We start from the raw sequence: 16,780 nt of genomic DNA on the forward strand, positions 1-16,780 counted from the left end.
CCATCCAAGATTAAACCTCTGTAAAATCAAATCGCGCTCTCTCATTTGCAACAAAACGCTCTGCGTGTATCATATAGTGATCTGGGACAATATTAAAACGTCGGACATCTAGGGAATAAAGGTAATCATTTTCAATGTGATATGTTTCGTCTACATATTTCCTTAAGACATCATTGGTTTGACGAAGCCTTTCTCTGGCCTCTTTATCATGCTCTGTATAAGCCCTTAAGATAAGCATTTTTATGTATGAGGACGTCTCATTTGCATAGCGATCCATCAATTTTTCAGGGGTACATTGCTCAATAACCAAATCGTAGTCAAATTCGGGAATGTATTGTTGGATAAAGCCTTTTCCATTTGCTCTTTGCTCTTCACTTAACTTGTTCTTTCCTTCAGAGTCAAAAGTTGGTTCAGATCGCCTATGTATGAGGCTTGAGAGTATGTTATAGGCATCAGACTCTTCTTTTGGTTTTCTATATTGATGTTCAATAAATTTACGAAGACATCCTATTCTTGCAGCTATATCAATGTTTGAATCTTCAGCTATTTCTTTTAGTAAAACAACTGAAGACATTAAATCAGAGTTTTTTTGAATAGGGGTACATGTTAAATTACCATCATTATTTACTAGGTAATTAGCACAGACGTAAGATGGATCTTGCTTTCCAGCACCAACTTGGACATAATCAATCACTGGTTCAAAATCATGTGTTAACATCAACACGGTTCGCTGATAGAGACTATTATCTTTATCGCCGGTCTTGAAGAGTCTATTTATTATCGCATACTTTTTATTACTGTCGAAAGATGATATCGGATCATCAAGTATTATTAAGTCAGGATTCCTGCTAATTGCATCAAACATAAATAATATTAATGCAAATGCGTTTTTTTCACCCCAGCTCAGATGCTTACTAGGAGAATTTAAATCTCCTGAATTTCCATCTGGCATTATAAATTTAAGAAATGCTCTAGCATTATTTTCACCATCAAGCTCTACATCAAACGAATACCTAAATCCCGCTATGGAAAGAAATTCATTTATGTCCAGTTTTCTATCTTTTATTTTATCTTGAATATATTTATTATATTTTCCAATTTCACCTTTAAGCACATTAACCTTATCTAAAAGATTGTCCACCTCCATATTAATCGTGCTAATTTCTTGCTTAGTAAGATCCGAGATAAAAAAATCATCAATGGCCCTGAAATCGATTTTCATTTCATTTAATTTAGATTCTAAATCTGCAATATTATCTCTATCTACTGAAGCACCATTGAATGAGACAATAGAGGTTAACCTTTTATAAAGATAATCTGCTTCAGTACAGAGCTTGGTTAATTGTGTTTCGAGGACGTCCAAATCTTCTTTAACACCAAATAAAGAAATTAATTCCTCGGTCTTTTTTTCATCTAAATATGGCTGTAAAGCTTCTAGTGCTTTTGATATTGCAGCTGCAATTTCAACACTGGCCTTGTCAAAACTATCAGCAAATACTCTGTTTATGGTACTTGTCTTTTCAGAGTCATTAGTTGAGCAATAAGGACAACAGCCTTTACTACCAAATTGATCATATCCTTGTAATCGCCATGTTGCCCATTTAGAAACAGTGTTTTTTTCAAAGAATGGTTTTAAGTCAGTCAGTTCAGCAGGAGGATTGAAATATGCACCTTTGCCCTCAAGAATTCCTTTAGTTCCTCCCCTTCTAGCAATTTTATTATTGCTAGTCATCTTAATCTTGTCTATCAAATCACCAATATTACTTTGAAGGTTTACAATCTCTTGACGCTCAGTAATAGTGGTTTTAACTGTTGATAACGCATCATCAATATTTTTCTTTGCATTATCGTATTCATTTGAACGAATCAGAACCTCAAATGTATTTTTAATGAGGGTGTTGGTTTGGTAGACATATTGACGGACATATTCCTCATCAAATATTGCTATATTATCTGATGAAAATCCTTCTATATGCGGCTGAACATCCTCATTACTGATCCCATATGGTGCAAGTTCTGTTAATGCTTTTTGCTGAGATATAAGCGTAATGGCTCTTACCATCGTTGATTTCCCGGTACCATTACGACCAAACATGATGTTAAGTTTATTGGAATAAATCGGCAATTCTCCTTGTGCTATGTTATTGCAATTCTGAATGTTAATCGTATAATCAGACATGTCCCCCTCCTTAGAAATCTGTCCGTAAAATCAACTAACCATGGATTTTACGGGCTTTTTTTATAATGAATCAATAACTGACAACAAATTCTGATAGGTATCCACATCATGATACTTCACTTCACTTGTAGACAACTCATTAAATAGCTTCTTTGCACAGGTAATCTTAGCTTGTTCTATCGGTCTCAATTGAAGGCTATCCATTGTGCCTTTCGTTTCTGCTATGAAGAAAATATGTTTTACAGCACCTTTCTTAAATGAAATCGCCCAGTCTGGTGAATACTTCCCAACTGGAGTCGGGATATAAAAACCACGAGGTCCTCTTGGAAGTTTGGCATAAACTACTACTTCATCTGCGCTATCCAAGTCCTCGGCAAACCGTCTTTCAATGCTATCTGTCGCTGTTCCGTCTGTAAAAATATAATCCTGTATGGCATGTTTAGCTTTAAAGGCTTTAGCATACTCGTCAGAAGCACGACTCATATTGAAAATATCCTGTGAATAGGGTTCCTCTGCACTTGGGGTGTAGGTGATATGTTCTACCACAACCGCTGCCTTTTGGCGATTAATGATATCAGCTACTTTAGAAATGAATTCTTCAGGATTCTCCCTAAACAGCCATAGTTTATCTTGCTTCATTCCTGACAATATTGCTGCTGCAGAACGTCGTGTTAGTGTTGTAGCTTCAGCAATTTTACCAACGAGATCATATTCAGCAAAACTCCCTTGTGCACGATCAAGTTTTTTTGTAACTGTGTGCTCCACATTGAACTCTGTACCAGTTTGTTCGCCTCTTGTTAAGGTGTATGTCAACTTGGATACTCGTAATTCACTATTGATAGCAACGATTGACTTTTTAATAAGCTCTTCACTATTAAAATCTACAGAATATGCATATCTTTTGTTGATTTTTTCCCATAGTTCCTTAAAGTCTTTCCAGTTTTCATTCAATGGATTTTCTTTGACTTTGGTTTCATGAGCATTTCCAGCCATTTCTTTGAGGATGCTCGGATCAAATATTGCCTGCACAAGCTTGTGGATGTTTTCTCCAAGCGGCTCTAACTCTGGCTTAAGTGGCGCAAAACTACCTAGTTCAGCTGCAGCTCTATAGGTATCGGTCACACTACCATTATCATCGACATAATCATTACGAACAAGATAATTGTATACTGCTGTAGCTTCTGCGACTGTAATTGAATGCGTATCATCCCCAATCACAACATTCTTACCGGCAAAATAGTCTACACTGGCTTTTGTTGGTCGCTCATAAAGGTCAGATTTAATTTCTTTCTGCAAATCTGCTACAAACCCAGCATAACTTTCACTTGCGACAACTGTCAGTACATTCAAACCATGCACAAGGGTTTCTCCGCAAGCATCAAGGTCTTGTCTCTCTCCCGTTTCATTGACACAAAGACGCAATCCTCGTCCTACTTCTTGTCTTTTTGCAGTTGCGTTATCTGAATGCTTCAACGTACATATCTGGAACACATTAGGATTATCCCAGCCTTCTCTAAGTGCAGAGTGTGAGAAAATAAATCTTGTAGGTTCTTCAAATGCTAATAATCTTTCCTTATTTTTTAATATGAGATCATAGGCACTAATATCATCCGAAAATTCGCTCCCACGCTTAACTTTACTATCAATTGCTCTACCTTTCTTATCTATAGAAAAATACCCTTTGTGCGTTTCTGTAGTATCAATCCCTCTTAAATATTTTTGATAATCCGTGGGGAAAAGAGTTAGTCGCTCATTCAAGGCAGCATTATACTCTTCCTCGAAAATCTTACCGTACTCACTCACAATTTCATTTCCATCATCATCGTACTGGCGATACTTCGCTACTTCATCAATAAAAAAAAGTGATAGACATTTGATGCCTTGTTCAAATAGCTTCTCTTCTTTATCAAAGTGGGAAGCGATTGTCTCGCGGATTTGAATTCTACGAATATCATCTTCATTTACGTTTCCACTCGCTTCACCAGGCTCCAAAGTATCTCCATTTGAAAATGTCACCATGGAGCGAATCGGATCTACTTCAGCAATGGAGATACCCTTATACTCCTCCAGGCCATTAGATGCCGTATACAAACTGTCCCCCACACTCAGCAGTTGCATCTCTCTTTTAATACCACTTCCACGCTTTACTTCAAATTCCAAGCGAGCACGGGGCGGCTTCTTACGATCAATGACAATGGCAGCAAGATACATATATCGATTAGTTCCACTGAGATTCTTAAGATCAAATCCTTTCACCTCAATTTTCTTAACCAGCTTCTTTTTGAAAGCATCAAGTGCATCTAAAACATATATAAGGTTATGGGATGTTTTATGAGTGGCTGAAAAATTCAAAGAGAATAACGGATTGAAGTTCTTTTTTAGCGCATTCTGAGTTGCTGCTCCACCCATCTTTTGAGGCTCATCCAGAATAATGATGGGTCGGTTCGCCTTTATAACATCAATTGGGCGACGGGAACCAAACTCGTCACGTTTCGTGTAGATAATACGAGCCGCCTCATTTCCTTTTCTACCTTCAACATTCTTTTCCTCGTTCATCGTTGTATTAAAGGCCTGGGTATTAATTATCATTACATTGATTCCAGAGCTTTGTGAATACTCATCAAGCTGGTGTAAATTCGAAGAGTTGTACACAAAGAACCGAGCTTTAATACCATATAGCTCCATGAAGTGTTCTTGTGTCATTTCAAAAGACTTCTTGACACCTTCACGAATTGCGATGCTAGGCACTACAACGATAAATTTACTCCAACCATAAGCCTTATATAATTCAAACATTGTCTTAATGTAGACATAGGTTTTACCAGTACCAGTTTCCATCTCAACATCTAAAGATACGAGACCCAGACCATCTTCCAGAGCAGATGAATTCTTTATATTATTAGCAGTCTGTATGGCGCGTATATTTTTCAGCAATTGGTCTTTACTTAATTCTATATCTGCATTACGATAACCCGTTTCATATTCAGAGTCTTGCTCATCTAAAGTGGTCTGTACGTTCCGTTTGCCTATATCTCGACGATATTTTAAGAATCCTTGTTTTGGCTGTCCGTTAAATACTTTGACAATACTTTCTGTAGCCTCTAATTGGAAGGGTTGTATCTTGAACTTAAACTTCATTTACAATACCCTCCTTATGGTACTTGGACTATATGTGTTGAAAATCTGCTCAACATTTACTAGAGCACTATCATTCATAAAGCTACTGTCTCGAAATACAGCATAATAAGGTTGTTTCTTAGCAATTTCAGTAATCATGGCAGTATCAACTCTATCAAAGCATGCAATCAGGTAGTTATCATTAACATTGTACACATTCCCACTCTGCTCAATTTTAGCAGAAAGTGGAATGCCTAGATCAAGCATTACCTGGAACAATAAATCTTCATTAGTCCGATCAGGTTTGATGTTATCCATAAAGCCTTCCAAATTGAATCCCATTTGTGAATATTCTTCAGGCGTGTAATAAACCTCTTTCATGTTACTGCTATCTAATTTTAATACTCGGAAACCAGTATCAAGGTTTTGAGTTGTTAAACCAGCTTCTTCTTTTATCTTTGCTCCGGCACGACGAATGCGTTCTTTTCCGATTTCACAGATATTCTTAAAACCAGATTTATATGCTACTGATTTTTCATCACAAGGTTCAGGTAATTGAACCATAATATATTTACGCTTTCCACCATCTTCTGAATTATTCTGCATCACAGCATGAGCTGTAGTTGAAGAACCTGAAAAGAAATCTAAAACGATATCACCATCATTAGCATGAATGTTTACGATTTGTTTTAACATGTCCAAAGGTTTAGGATTTTCGAAGATTAATGATCCAAAAACTTTTTTTTGCCACCTAGTATCCACAGAGCTGTCAAAATACCAAAAATTATCCGGAACCATAAGATCATCGATTTCTATATAATCTTTTAATCCAGGAGGTGTTGAATCATCCCCATACCAAATCAAGTCTAACTCCTGTAACCTCTCTAATTCTTCTAATGATTTACCCCAACCACGCCTAGGGATAGTACAATTCTTACCTGTAGTTGGGTTAATAATTGTATAATTTTTGGGTCCATTCTCACGAGACAAATCAGCATCTTTAAATACGCCTTTTTCATCCACCTTATTCCATCTACTTAGATGTGCATACTTTGGTCTTGTGTAAAGCTCTTTAATTTCTTCAGTAATTTCATCTAGTGATAATCCTTTTCTCTTAAGCTGCTCAAATTTAGTTGCTATATCTCTAGATCCTTTTTTTTGAATTCTCCACACAGTTTCACTTATATTGGTTTTTGATTTAGCATAGATGAGCATATATTCCGTTGTTACTCCGATCAGTTTTGTTTGATTCTTCATAGAGTTGTTTTTATGAATTACTCTAGCAATGAAATTATGTTCCCCAAATATTTCATCACATATTTTTTTTAAGTTATCAACCTCATTATCATCAATGCTTATGAAAATTACGCCATCTTCAGCTAAAACATCTCTTGCTACACGTAATCGAGGATACAGCATATTTAGCCAGTCAGTATGGTACCGTCCATTGCTATTGAAGTTTGATGTAAGGCGATTACCTTGATCATCATACTGACTATCTCGATGCAAGAACTCGTCCGTTTCTTCGGTAAAGTGATCCTCATAAATAAAGTCTTTCCCCGTATTATATGGAGGGTCGATATAAATCATTTTTACTCTATTTAAATAGGTTTCTCGTAGTAACTTCAACACGTCAAGATTGTCTCCTTCAATATAAAGGTTCTCTGTTTTATCAAAGTCTACGCTTTCCTCTCTAGAAGGTCGTAAAGTGGCAGCTATTGGAGCATTTGCTAAAAGAACTGATTTTTTCTTATCTGGCCAGGTAAACTGGTACCTCTCTTCTTTTCCTGAAACCACATGGGTGTTTATTTCTTGGGCCAGAACCTCTGCATCTATAGCTCGAATAACCTCTCCATTTTCATCTACTGTTTCTGTCACTGCATTTGGAAACATTTTTGCTAGAGCACTGAAATTAGCATCTGCAATATTAGCTGTGTGCATAGTTAACTTATCTTGTTTTTCCATCATTACACTCCTTTAAGTTGTTCTTTCAACTGTTTTATTTCTTCTACTAGATCCCATTTTCGTCTAGGCTGTCTTTCATTCATTGCCTTTCTTTCAAGTGAAGCTATTTGTTTCTTGAGTTTCTCTTTGAACTCATTCTGAATAATAACTTCATCAAGACCTTTTCCGCCTATCGGTTCTATCCCAGCAATGTCAGCAACAAGCGAATCCCATGTAGCTTTTAAGTTTAGACCCTTAAGTTTAAACCTCCATTCATCGATAGGTCTGTTATCTGACATTAGTACTCTATTAGCCCGATGAACTGCGAATTTTACTGTATCCTCATACTGCAACGCAAAAAGCATGTTCTGATCAATTAGCTTTGATAAAAGGATGATGTTCTTTTTATCGCAACCCATTGTCTTCATCTGAACTAAAATAATGTAAATAGCTGCAACCTCTTCATCTGCAACGATACTCACTGTTTGAGGAGAAATCTCAGCAACAATTGAAAGGCGATTGATTTGTTCATCAAACAGCTTTCTGTCAGATGCACTAGGTTTAAACTTATCAAAGATTGCTTTCTTAGGAAGCTGTTTATTTATTTCAGTAGATTTAGGTAATCCAAACATTTTACCCCATCACCTCACATTCACGAAACAGACCAGCTCAAAATCATCTAATCCATCAATTGTGTTCTCTGCTAATGATATTTGCTTTCCGGAAAGGAAACTATCGATTGAGTCATCCTCATTGAGATCCACAATAGACTTGACAGCAAAATATAATAGGTCTGAATAGTGCCGCATATTTCTACCGTCTTTCGTTTCGGCGTTGAACTGCTTGCAAAGGTCAAGCAGCGGCTCTGATTTCCCTTTACAAAGCTGGCGAAATACATCGAGAAGCTTTTTCGGTTGAAGGTGGTCAATATGGACCACTGAACCGTCACGCACATATACCATATAAAATGGGTGTAGTTGATTTTTATTGTGGTGATTTATGCTCGTGTTTATATTCTTTAGGATAAAGATAGTTCCCTTTGGAGTGCTCTCATTTCCGTTTACCACCGCATGAAGTCCAAAGGGTACTTTATCCAGATTATCATGCTTCTTAACATAATCTAGAAGATCAAGCCTAAACTCATTTAGCCCTAGATCCATTATGGAAACACCACTTTGCATATCTTCGATATCAACTACTTCATTTTGCAATTTTTCAAGTTGGGCTTTACGATATTCCAGGTCTCCCAGTTCCTCTGGATCGATTGGATTATCGTCACCTGTTGAAGTCATAACAGAAGCTTTCATCCGGGTCTCAACTCGACCTTTTAATTCGAGATATTTATCCAGGCCAATATTAGGCCAGAAATTAACGAGCTGGATGGTTTCATTTTGACTGCCAATACGGTCAACTCGACCAAAACGCTGAATAATCCGGACTGGATTCCAGTGTATATCATAGTTTACACAGTAATCACAATCCTGTAAGTTTTGACCCTCAGAAATACAGTCTGTAGCGATGAGTATATCTATCTCAACTGGCTTATTGGGCATTAGTAATTCTTTATCTTTAGAGCGTGGTGAAAATAGCGTAAGGATTGTATTCATATCCGTACGTGGAAGCTTCACTGTAGTTCTTCCATCCGTTGTTCCTGTAATCATTGCTGTATGAAGCCCAAATCTCTCTTTGACAATCGGCGCTATCTGAGCATACAAATAATCTACCGTATCGGAGAATGCAGAAAAGATAAGTACCTTTTTGTTATTCTCATTGAAAGGACTCTGAATCTTTTCAGCAATCAAATCAACCAATGTTTGTAATTTAGTGTCATGTTCAGGAGTAATGTCACGAATCATAGAAGATAAAAGCTGGAGTATTTCCGAATCCTCTGATAGCTTCTCCCTCCAGGTAATATAATCCATGTCCCCGAGATCAATATCAATCTTCTTAGCATTGTTTCCAAAGAATGTCGTATTTCGGTCATCTCCATCAAAGTCAGTTTCTACAATCTCTCGGGCGTTAAATATCTGTCTATTTCCATGCTTATATGCATCAATAGCCTCTATGGTTCCATTAATGAGCTGACGAACCCTTTCTAGTGTAATACTGAAAGAAACAACAGAACTCTCAAGTCTTTTCAAGAGATTAATAGACATCAACCTGCGAATACCAATCTCACGTCCAGCACGATCAATATTGACGTTTGAATCTATGTACTTATGCCGCCTACTATCAAGCAAGAAATCAGTTGGTATATAAACAGAAAGATTAAGTTTCATAAGCAGATCATAGATTTCGTCATAATCAATTGCGCCTGATAGATTAGTGAGCTTTGGCCTTAGTGCCAGTGGCTTAAGTCGTTCTGGGAATTTCCCAATAGCTTCAATATTATAATACTTCTCGATGTGTTTTCTTGATCGAGCTATGGTTACACTATCAAGCATGGTAAAGAAATCGAAGTCAAGTGAGCGTAATAGATTCTCTGTGGTTCTCTCTTCTGGGTCCAGTTTGCTCCATTTATTGAAAGCGGTTTGCGCGCCACGGAATATGACATCGATTGGCTTTGCAGTATCAAGCTTGTCATTAATTAAAGCAGGATTACCTTCATATGCAAGTTCAAGCTGGTGCCTCAAATCAGAAAAACCATTGTTGACAGGTGTTGCAGAAAGCATAAGAACTTTGGTTTTTACACCCTGTCTGATCACTTTATTTAATAATTGCAGATACCGGTTTTCTCTTTTGTTATCACCACGGCCTGAGTAATCACCGCCATTTCGGAAGTTATGACTCTCGTCAATGACAACCAGATCATAGTTACTCCAATTCAGTTTCCCTAAATCAATATTTCCAGACTTCCCATGTTCTCGTGACAAGTCGGTATGATAGAGAACATCATATCGTAACCGATCTGCTGCAATAGGATTATTAAGATAGTTTTCTTTAAATGTAAGCCAGTTATCTCCCAGTTTCTTTGGGCAAAGCACAAGCACATTTCTATTTCGTAGTTCGTAATATTTAATAACAGCAAGGGCAGTAAACGTTTTACCTAAACCAACGCTATCCGCAAGAATACATCCGTTAAAATTCTCTAGCTTATTGATTATTGCAAGAACAGCATCTTGTTGAAAATCATAGAGTTTCCCCCAAATTTTGGACTCTTTAAATCCTGTGGCCTCATTTGGTAATACATCCTCATTAATATCAGCCAGGAACTCATTGAAAATATTATAAATAGCAACAAAATAGACAAACTCAGGTGAGTTTTCATTATATGCTGCTGTGATGCCATCAATCACCTGGTCTGTTACGTCCTGCAAAAGATTCTTGTCATTCCAGATCTGATCAAACATTTTCACGTATTCATCCGCAAGTGGTGTATCAATTCGATTTACAAGGCTCATAATGTTGTTCCCACGTTCACAGCCTAGATCTGCAGTGGTAAATGAGTTTAGTGGCGAATAAGCTATAGATTCGTCAGGCTTTACCACGCTGAGAAAGCTTCCAATAGAACCACCGGTTACGTTGGATCGAAAGTTCACTTTTCTACGAATCCAATCAGCGCATTCACGAGCAATTGCCTTTTGATTTAGTTCATTTCGCAGTTTGACTTCAAACTCTGTTCCATACAAAGAACGCTCTCGATTAAGCTGCGGAATATAGAACTCACGCTTTTCTCTGGAAGTTTTCTCATTCAGAAATGTAGGAGAGGTAAAAATAAAGCGCAATTCTTCCACGCCATCTAGTTGCTTTCTCAAAGCTTCATAAGCATAAATAGAAAAGCAGGCTGCAGCTATTGAAATTTTATCCCCTTTTGAGACTGTTTTTGACAGATCGTCTTTCACGGTTTTATTCACATTATCGAGAACTTGCATATCTTTCCCCCCTCAATTTTTAGATTAACTTTTATTTACTCTATCTCAGCACTTTTACCACTCTCTACCCAAGCATCAACTTCAGATATTTTAAACTTGTACTGTTTCCCTACTCTACGGTATGGTATAACATCTTTTTTTATCCAATTTCGAATTGTATCTTTGCTTACACCGAGATGTTCAGCGATTTCTTCAAGGCTTGACCATCTTTCAGGTTCATTAGTCATTTTCGTTCCTCCCTATTAAATAAAAAGACAATTTTGTAATGCTGATTTTCATCGCAATTTCGTATATTAATTTTGCACTCATAGGCTATGCCAATCTAAAACAAATCAAAAAGGCTATCTCCGGTTGGTTTTTGCTTCGATTGAAGTTCGTATAGATATTTTCTCATCTGAAAATAGCTTTTTTTAGCATCAAACCCATCATCATCAAGGCATTTTATTAACTCTGAATATTTTGATGGATTTCCACGTACTTCTTCAACATCAATCTCATATACCCAACCGACAACATCAGGATCTCCGTACTCATACTTATAATCAAAGTCCACATCATCAGCATTTACGAGAGTTTCGCTCTCATCTTCATCTATCACGTATACATACTCATTTGTAACCAAGGAATCGTAATGTGGAAAATTCTCGCATTTTACAGACCATAAATCATTTATTTGTTGTATAAAATCAAACAAGTAGGATTCTGATGAGTTGGATACATATTCATCGGTTTCACCTTTTTCATATCTCAGTATAGGATACATTTTTTCTAAGAATGTCCAATAACCCTCTACTTGATCACATTCTTTATAGAGATCAGTTAAAAAGGGAAGAAAAATATACTCCTCTACCTTATCAGGTATCATATCGTAAAGCATGTTGAAAGTCTTATCACCAAACATACGACTACGCCTGTTCTCAAAAAAATTCCCAATGCTCTCTAGAGTTTTGTCTTTCTGTTTTGAAAAATACAAGGCACAGAAATACTCTTGAAATGATCTGTGTGTAAAATGATACTTTCCGCTCTCAAAGTACATCAGACACATGTTAGAGCATAGGTCATATAGATAATCACTTGCAGTGGTCGTATTGTCTCCTGTTTTTTCCCGCTCTTTTAATAGATAGTAGTATTTTGAAAACTCTTCTTCAGTTAACTCAAATTTTTCATCATGATATGAGCGTGAACAGATTTCAGCAAAATAATCTGCAAATCTGTCAGCACTTAATCCAGTTTTTAGAGTTCTTTTATAGGCCCCTTTGCTGGCGTCGTGTTTTACGGCTAACGCCCCAAATGCCTCTCTATAAAACACATGCATTTTTGAAGGAACTTCTGCATACTGCTCAAATGTTAGTAACATAATAGTTAACAAAAGTGGGTTTTCAATAAATGCTCTATGAGTCCGATGTAAATTGTCCTCCAGTTCATTTCGAAACTTCTCTTTAATAATTGGTTCATCCGTCCTGAATTCTAAGTTGTCAATTAGTTTTAATGCTTGCTTTTTAGAAAATGGTTTTAGCTGCAAAACAGTAAATCGTGAGTACGATACAAAAGATTGGTAAGGGCGTGAAGAAATCACAAAAAAATTATTTGGATACATATCCGTAAAAGACTCTAAATCTCTCTCAAATCTCTTTGCACTCGCAGATCCAACCTCATCTAATCCATCGAATAATAACAAGCACTTACCTTTGTTTAGCGCATCTTCAAACTGCTCTTCTGTGATTTCATTGCAAAGACTAGTGACTTTCGAATACGCATATTCAAATAGAGTATCAAACATCTCATCAAAGTCTTTCAGTGGAATAAATACTGGAACCATGAATATTTCTTCATAGTTTTCTACAGCATTTAATAGCAAGTGTCTCATCATCATAGATTTACCTAGCCCGCCAGTCCCGGCAAGTATTACAAAACGGGAGCATTTTGAAAGGCTGTCGACTGTAACATTTCCTATTGTAGACAACCTATATGAAGTTCCAAATCTTCCATGCTCGGGGATTCGTCGTTCAATGTCGTTACAAACGTAGAAATCATAAAACGGTTTTGGTTGGTCATTGTATAAGAGCGTCTTTATTGAGCTATATTTATCTTTTGCACTTTGAATATATTTTTTGAAGTTTGGCTTAATTGGCTTTCGATATATTTCAGTTTCAGAAGTTGGTGACACTTGCCTAAAGGTAATATAACAGTCCACTTCTTTTACGATTTTTCCAAATATATCGCTAGCATTATCGACCGATAGATTTGAACGACTTCTAATCATAATCTCTTCCCAATCTTTGTAGAGGCTGGTGATATTATCAATAAAAGTTTTCATCTCACCTGTCACATTGTCCTGAGAACGCCCTAACCGAACAGTCTCAAGTAAAGCATTATAAAAAGACTCCCAATCATCTTTGTTGATTTTACGTGTAGCATTCTTGCCTAAACTATCTACGATCAACTGCATTGTATCCTCTAATACATCAACTTGCTGATCAAATGAATTATCTGACTTGATCAGGTAGGTTTCCTCATATATTTCTAATCCAGAAGGCACTACAAGTTCTTTAGTGGCATGGTCTACCACATTAATCTTTCTTGTATTCTTTAGTTTGCTTATATAATCAAAAGTCAATTTTTTCACTGTTTCCTTGCCGACAGTATTCATGACTCCGGCAGCAGTAGTGTAAAGAAATACCCCAGCTAAAAATTCATCCAACGCAAAATCGCCCTGTGAAAGCAGGGCGTTTTTTGTTTGTCCTATATATTTTTCAAAACTCAGTTTCTTGTCACCATCAAGCACACTATCTCTTTCAATGATATCAAGTAACGCAAGAACGATTAGCTCTTTTTTGTCTTCATCTAGTAAAGGAATTACATCCTCTCTAAATCTCTGCACTACTTCATCCTTATTAGCTCTTTGGGAAGCATTTATTACATTGCTGATGCTTTCACCATTGTTCTTTATGGCAGCACTTCCACTATCACTGATATTACCGTTCGAAAGATTCCCCGTACAGCTGAAGAGTCGCGAAACTGCTGAAGCATTATTTGGGTGTATGTATTGGCAAGTGGGATCTACCGTCCGTGTCATCGTTCCTACAAGTTTACGATCAATAACATTTTCTAATTTGCACAATCGAAGAACCTGTGCAAATGTCCCAAAACACAGTCTTGTCATAATTTTTCTCCCTTGCAACTCATAAGCAAGTGAATGCAACTCACTGCAAATGAGAAGTATATTCCGCTCAATTTCGAAGCAAATCCCTATGAAAGTAAGCTGATGCCAGGAGTTCTGGTATCGGCTTTTTTTCATTTTGAAATAAAAGCAGTTCCTACTAATTCCTATTTATTCATCTTAACACAAATTATTTTCAATTGTCAATCAAAGGAGGAAATCAAATGGAAATCAATGCAAACCAAAGTAAACCTGAGAACAAGGATTTTTATGATGGCGCTTGGCATCTAACCATTGAAGATCAAGTTATTGAAGTCCCTGAAGAAGTATATCGCGCTTACAAGCAGCCCCTGTGGGCAGAGAAAAAACGCCAAGAACGCGAGAAACGCTGCATCATCAGTGACGGCAAAGGTGGCACAAAGAGATGTACTCGAAATTGCCGTGAATGTGATCTGGAACGTGCTGAAAAAGGTTTATCACTAATTGATCGGACAGGCGGTGTTCTGTCATTGGACAAGTTCAGTGCTGATGGTTTCGACGTACCAGATTCAATAAACATTGATGAACTTGTGGAAGACAAGCTACTTCTTGAGGAACTCTTCGCTGCCCTGGATGAACTAGACCCAGAGAATCGCCGTATTGCTGAGCTCTTTAGCATAGGAAAAACCGAACGAGAAATTGCTGAGTGCATTGGTTGCGCTCAAAAGACTGTTAACAACCGCAAGATTAAGATTTTTGCCCAGCTAAGAAAAGTTCTAAAAGATTGGAAGTAACTCATTACTCAAAATGTCCTCTGGTGTCCTGTGGATATCAGAGGGCATCATAAAAACTATTTTTCAAAGTTAATTACTCAATCTTCTCACTTTTGTCCTGTGAAGGTTGAGGGGAACAAAACAGCCCTCGGAACGGAGGTTAAACAATGCAGATTCAAGTAAACCAAACTGACACTCAGGGCCGGGATCCTGAAATGGATGAAGAGCTGGCCGATGTTCTCACCGCCATCAGCGTAGTGTCAAAGCGCCTTGCTAAGAAGCTTACAACGCTATCGCAGCAAGAGAAAGAAAAAGGAGGAAAACCAGATGGGCAAAATGAGTGAACTCTCTCTATTAATGAAGGAGCTGAACCAATGTGGTGAAACGCTGATAGGCATATCTCAGTCTCTTTCCAGCATGTTCAGTAGTAGCGATGAACCAACACCAGCTAAATCAGCACCGGAAGAAAAGGCCATCACTCTCGAAGAAGTTAGAGCGGTTCTGGCTGAAAAAAGTCGAGATGGCCATACATCACAAATTCGAGAGATACTTCAAAAGTATGGTGCTGATAAGCTGTCAGAAATTAATGCTTCAGATTATCCAGCACTCCTAGCAGAAGCTGAGGTACTTGGAAATGGGTAAGCATGCACTTCTTTCAGCCTCTTCATCTCATAGGTGGTTAAACTGTCCTCCTTCTGTCAGGCTCAGTGAGTCTTATGAAGACAAAGGAAGTAGCTACGCCGCAGAAGGCACTGACGCTCATACCCTATGTGAGTACAAATTAAAAGTTGCTCTTGGGCTCCCAGCCAAAGACCCAACAGAGAATCTCACCTACTTTAGTGAAGAGATGGAAGAATGTGCGAACGGCTATGCAGCTTACATTCTTGAGCAGGTAGAAACTGCAAAAGAAAAATGTTCGGACCCGGTTGTTCTTATAGAACAAAGGCTGGACTTCTCTAAGTACGTTGAGGGTGGCTTCGGGACCGGAGATTGCTTGATCATAGCTGATTCTGAGATCCACGTATGTGACTACAAGCATGGACAGGGAATTTTAGTCGAGGCAGAAGACAATCCCCAGATGAAGCTCTATGCACTGGGTGCCCTAGAAATCTTCGATGGGATCTATGACATCGATACTGTTTCCATGACTATCTATCAGCCTCGTAGAAACAACATATCCACCCACACAGTATCTAAAGAATCCTTATACCAATGGGCTAATGAGATTCTTAAGCCAACTGCAGAGCTGGCCTTTGCTGGTGAAGGGGACTTCAAGTGTGGTGATTGGTGTGGATTTTGTAAAGCAAAGTACGAATGCCGCACCAGAGCTGAGCACAACATGGAGCTGGCCAAATACGACTTCAAGAGGCCTCCTCTACTGGATGATTACGAGGTTGAAGACATCCTAAGTAAAATCGATGGTCTAATCTCCTGGGCATCAGATATCAAAGATTACGCACTGCAATCAGCAGTCAGCGGAAAGCAGTGGAATGGATGGAAGCTGGTCGAAGGACGCTCCACTCGAAGGTTCACCGATGAAGCTGCGGTTGCTAAAGCCGTCAGTGCAGAAGGCTTTGATCCATATGAACAAAAGCTTCTTGGCATTACCGCCATGACTTCTCTTATCGGTAAGAAGCGATTTGAGGATGTTCTAGGAAGCTACATTGAAAAGCCTCAAGGGAAATCAACGCTGGTACCCGAGAGTGACAAACGTCCGCCAATTAATACAGTACAACACGATTTTAATGAAATTTAA

Annotated in this window: 11 protein-coding genes; 4 read left to right on the forward strand and 7 right to left on the reverse strand. The window is 37.9% G+C overall.

Annotated elements, in window-relative coordinates; genetic code table 11:
* Positions 1–10 precede the first annotated feature (10 nt).
* From HYG86_RS04610 to HYG86_RS04640, 7 genes are all read right to left on the reverse strand, one after another.
* Positions 11–2,179 carry an AAA family ATPase gene (locus HYG86_RS04610; protein ID WP_213167766.1) on the reverse strand — a complete coding sequence of 723 codons (2,169 nt, stop codon included), beginning with the start codon at positions 2,177–2,179 and terminating at the stop codon, positions 11–13.
* A gap of 60 nt (positions 2,180–2,239) precedes the next feature.
* Entirely contained in the window at positions 2,240–5,317 is a 3,078-nt protein-coding gene (locus HYG86_RS04615) for a type III restriction-modification system endonuclease (protein WP_213167767.1), read from the reverse strand.
* A complete protein-coding gene (locus HYG86_RS04620; RefSeq protein ID WP_246451887.1) occupies positions 5,318–7,237 on the reverse strand; it encodes a site-specific DNA-methyltransferase in 1,920 nt (639 codons plus the stop codon). It abuts the gene before it with no gap.
* A 26-nt stretch (positions 7,238–7,263) separates the two neighbouring features.
* Positions 7,264–7,872, reverse strand: a complete 609-nt coding sequence (locus tag HYG86_RS04625; protein ID WP_213167768.1) for a DUF4391 domain-containing protein — start codon at positions 7,870–7,872, stop codon at positions 7,264–7,266.
* 9 nt (positions 7,873–7,881) lie between these two features.
* Positions 7,882–11,112 carry a helicase-related protein gene (locus HYG86_RS04630; RefSeq protein WP_213167769.1) on the reverse strand — a complete coding sequence of 1,077 codons (3,231 nt, stop codon included), beginning with the start codon at positions 11,110–11,112 and terminating at the stop codon, positions 7,882–7,884.
* A gap of 35 nt (positions 11,113–11,147) precedes the next feature.
* Entirely contained in the window at positions 11,148–11,339 is a 192-nt protein-coding gene (locus tag HYG86_RS04635; RefSeq protein ID WP_213167770.1) for a helix-turn-helix domain-containing protein, read from the reverse strand.
* 95 nt (positions 11,340–11,434) lie between these two features.
* Complete coding sequence (locus HYG86_RS04640) at positions 11,435–14,275, reverse strand: NACHT domain-containing protein (RefSeq protein WP_213167771.1); 2,841 nt, start codon at positions 14,273–14,275, stop codon at positions 11,435–11,437.
* Between the two features lie 221 nt (positions 14,276–14,496).
* Between HYG86_RS04640 and HYG86_RS04645 the strand changes: the two genes are divergently transcribed.
* The 4 genes from HYG86_RS04645 (at position 14,497) to HYG86_RS04660 (ending at position 16,780) form a co-directional block, all read left to right on the forward strand.
* Positions 14,497–15,045 (forward strand): RNA polymerase sigma factor, encoded by a 549-nt coding sequence (locus tag HYG86_RS04645; protein ID WP_246451889.1) that lies wholly within the window; start codon positions 14,497–14,499, stop codon positions 15,043–15,045.
* Positions 15,046–15,191: 146 nt separating this feature from the next.
* A complete protein-coding gene (locus tag HYG86_RS04650; RefSeq protein ID WP_213167772.1) occupies positions 15,192–15,368 on the forward strand; it encodes a hypothetical protein in 177 nt (58 codons plus the stop codon).
* A 73-nt stretch (positions 15,369–15,441) separates the two neighbouring features.
* On the forward strand, positions 15,442–15,666 hold the full coding sequence (locus tag HYG86_RS04655) for a DNA ligase (RefSeq protein WP_246451890.1): 225 nt from the start codon (positions 15,442–15,444) through the stop codon (positions 15,664–15,666).
* Complete coding sequence (locus HYG86_RS04660; protein ID WP_213167774.1) at positions 15,659–16,780, forward strand: DUF2800 domain-containing protein; 1,122 nt, start codon at positions 15,659–15,661, stop codon at positions 16,778–16,780. Before HYG86_RS04655 ends, HYG86_RS04660 begins: the two co-directional genes overlap by 8 nt.

It is taken from the genome of Alkalicella caledoniensis, assembly GCF_014467015.1.
Lineage (GTDB): Bacteria > Bacillota > Proteinivoracia > Proteinivoracales > Proteinivoracaceae > Alkalicella > Alkalicella caledoniensis.

What these genes read in the sequence shown, in the direction of transcription:
- HYG86_RS04610 (WP_213167766.1), bottom strand. Translation starts at nt 2,179, where the DNA reads ATGTCTGATTATACGATTAACATTCAGAATTGCAATAACATAGCACAA.
- HYG86_RS04615 (WP_213167767.1), bottom strand. Translation starts at nt 5,317, where the DNA reads ATGAAGTTTAAGTTCAAGATACAACCCTTCCAATTAGAGGCTACAGAA.
- HYG86_RS04620 (WP_246451887.1), bottom strand. Translation starts at nt 7,237, where the DNA reads ATGCACACAGCTAATATTGCAGATGCTAATTTCAGTGCTCTAGCAAAA.
- HYG86_RS04625 (WP_213167768.1), bottom strand. Translation starts at nt 7,872, where the DNA reads ATGTTTGGATTACCTAAATCTACTGAAATAAATAAACAGCTTCCTAAG.
- HYG86_RS04630 (WP_213167769.1), bottom strand. Translation starts at nt 11,112, where the DNA reads ATGCAAGTTCTCGATAATGTGAATAAAACCGTGAAAGACGATCTGTCA.
- HYG86_RS04635 (WP_213167770.1), bottom strand. Translation starts at nt 11,339, where the DNA reads ATGACTAATGAACCTGAAAGATGGTCAAGCCTTGAAGAAATCGCTGAA.
- HYG86_RS04640 (WP_213167771.1), bottom strand. Translation starts at nt 14,275, where the DNA reads ATGACAAGACTGTGTTTTGGGACATTTGCACAGGTTCTTCGATTGTGC.
- HYG86_RS04645 (WP_246451889.1), top strand. Translation starts at nt 14,497, where the DNA reads ATGGAAATCAATGCAAACCAAAGTAAACCTGAGAACAAGGATTTTTAT.
- HYG86_RS04650 (WP_213167772.1), top strand. Translation starts at nt 15,192, where the DNA reads ATGCAGATTCAAGTAAACCAAACTGACACTCAGGGCCGGGATCCTGAA.
- HYG86_RS04655 (WP_246451890.1), top strand. Translation starts at nt 15,442, where the DNA reads ATGTTCAGTAGTAGCGATGAACCAACACCAGCTAAATCAGCACCGGAA.
- HYG86_RS04660 (WP_213167774.1), top strand. Translation starts at nt 15,659, where the DNA reads ATGGGTAAGCATGCACTTCTTTCAGCCTCTTCATCTCATAGGTGGTTA.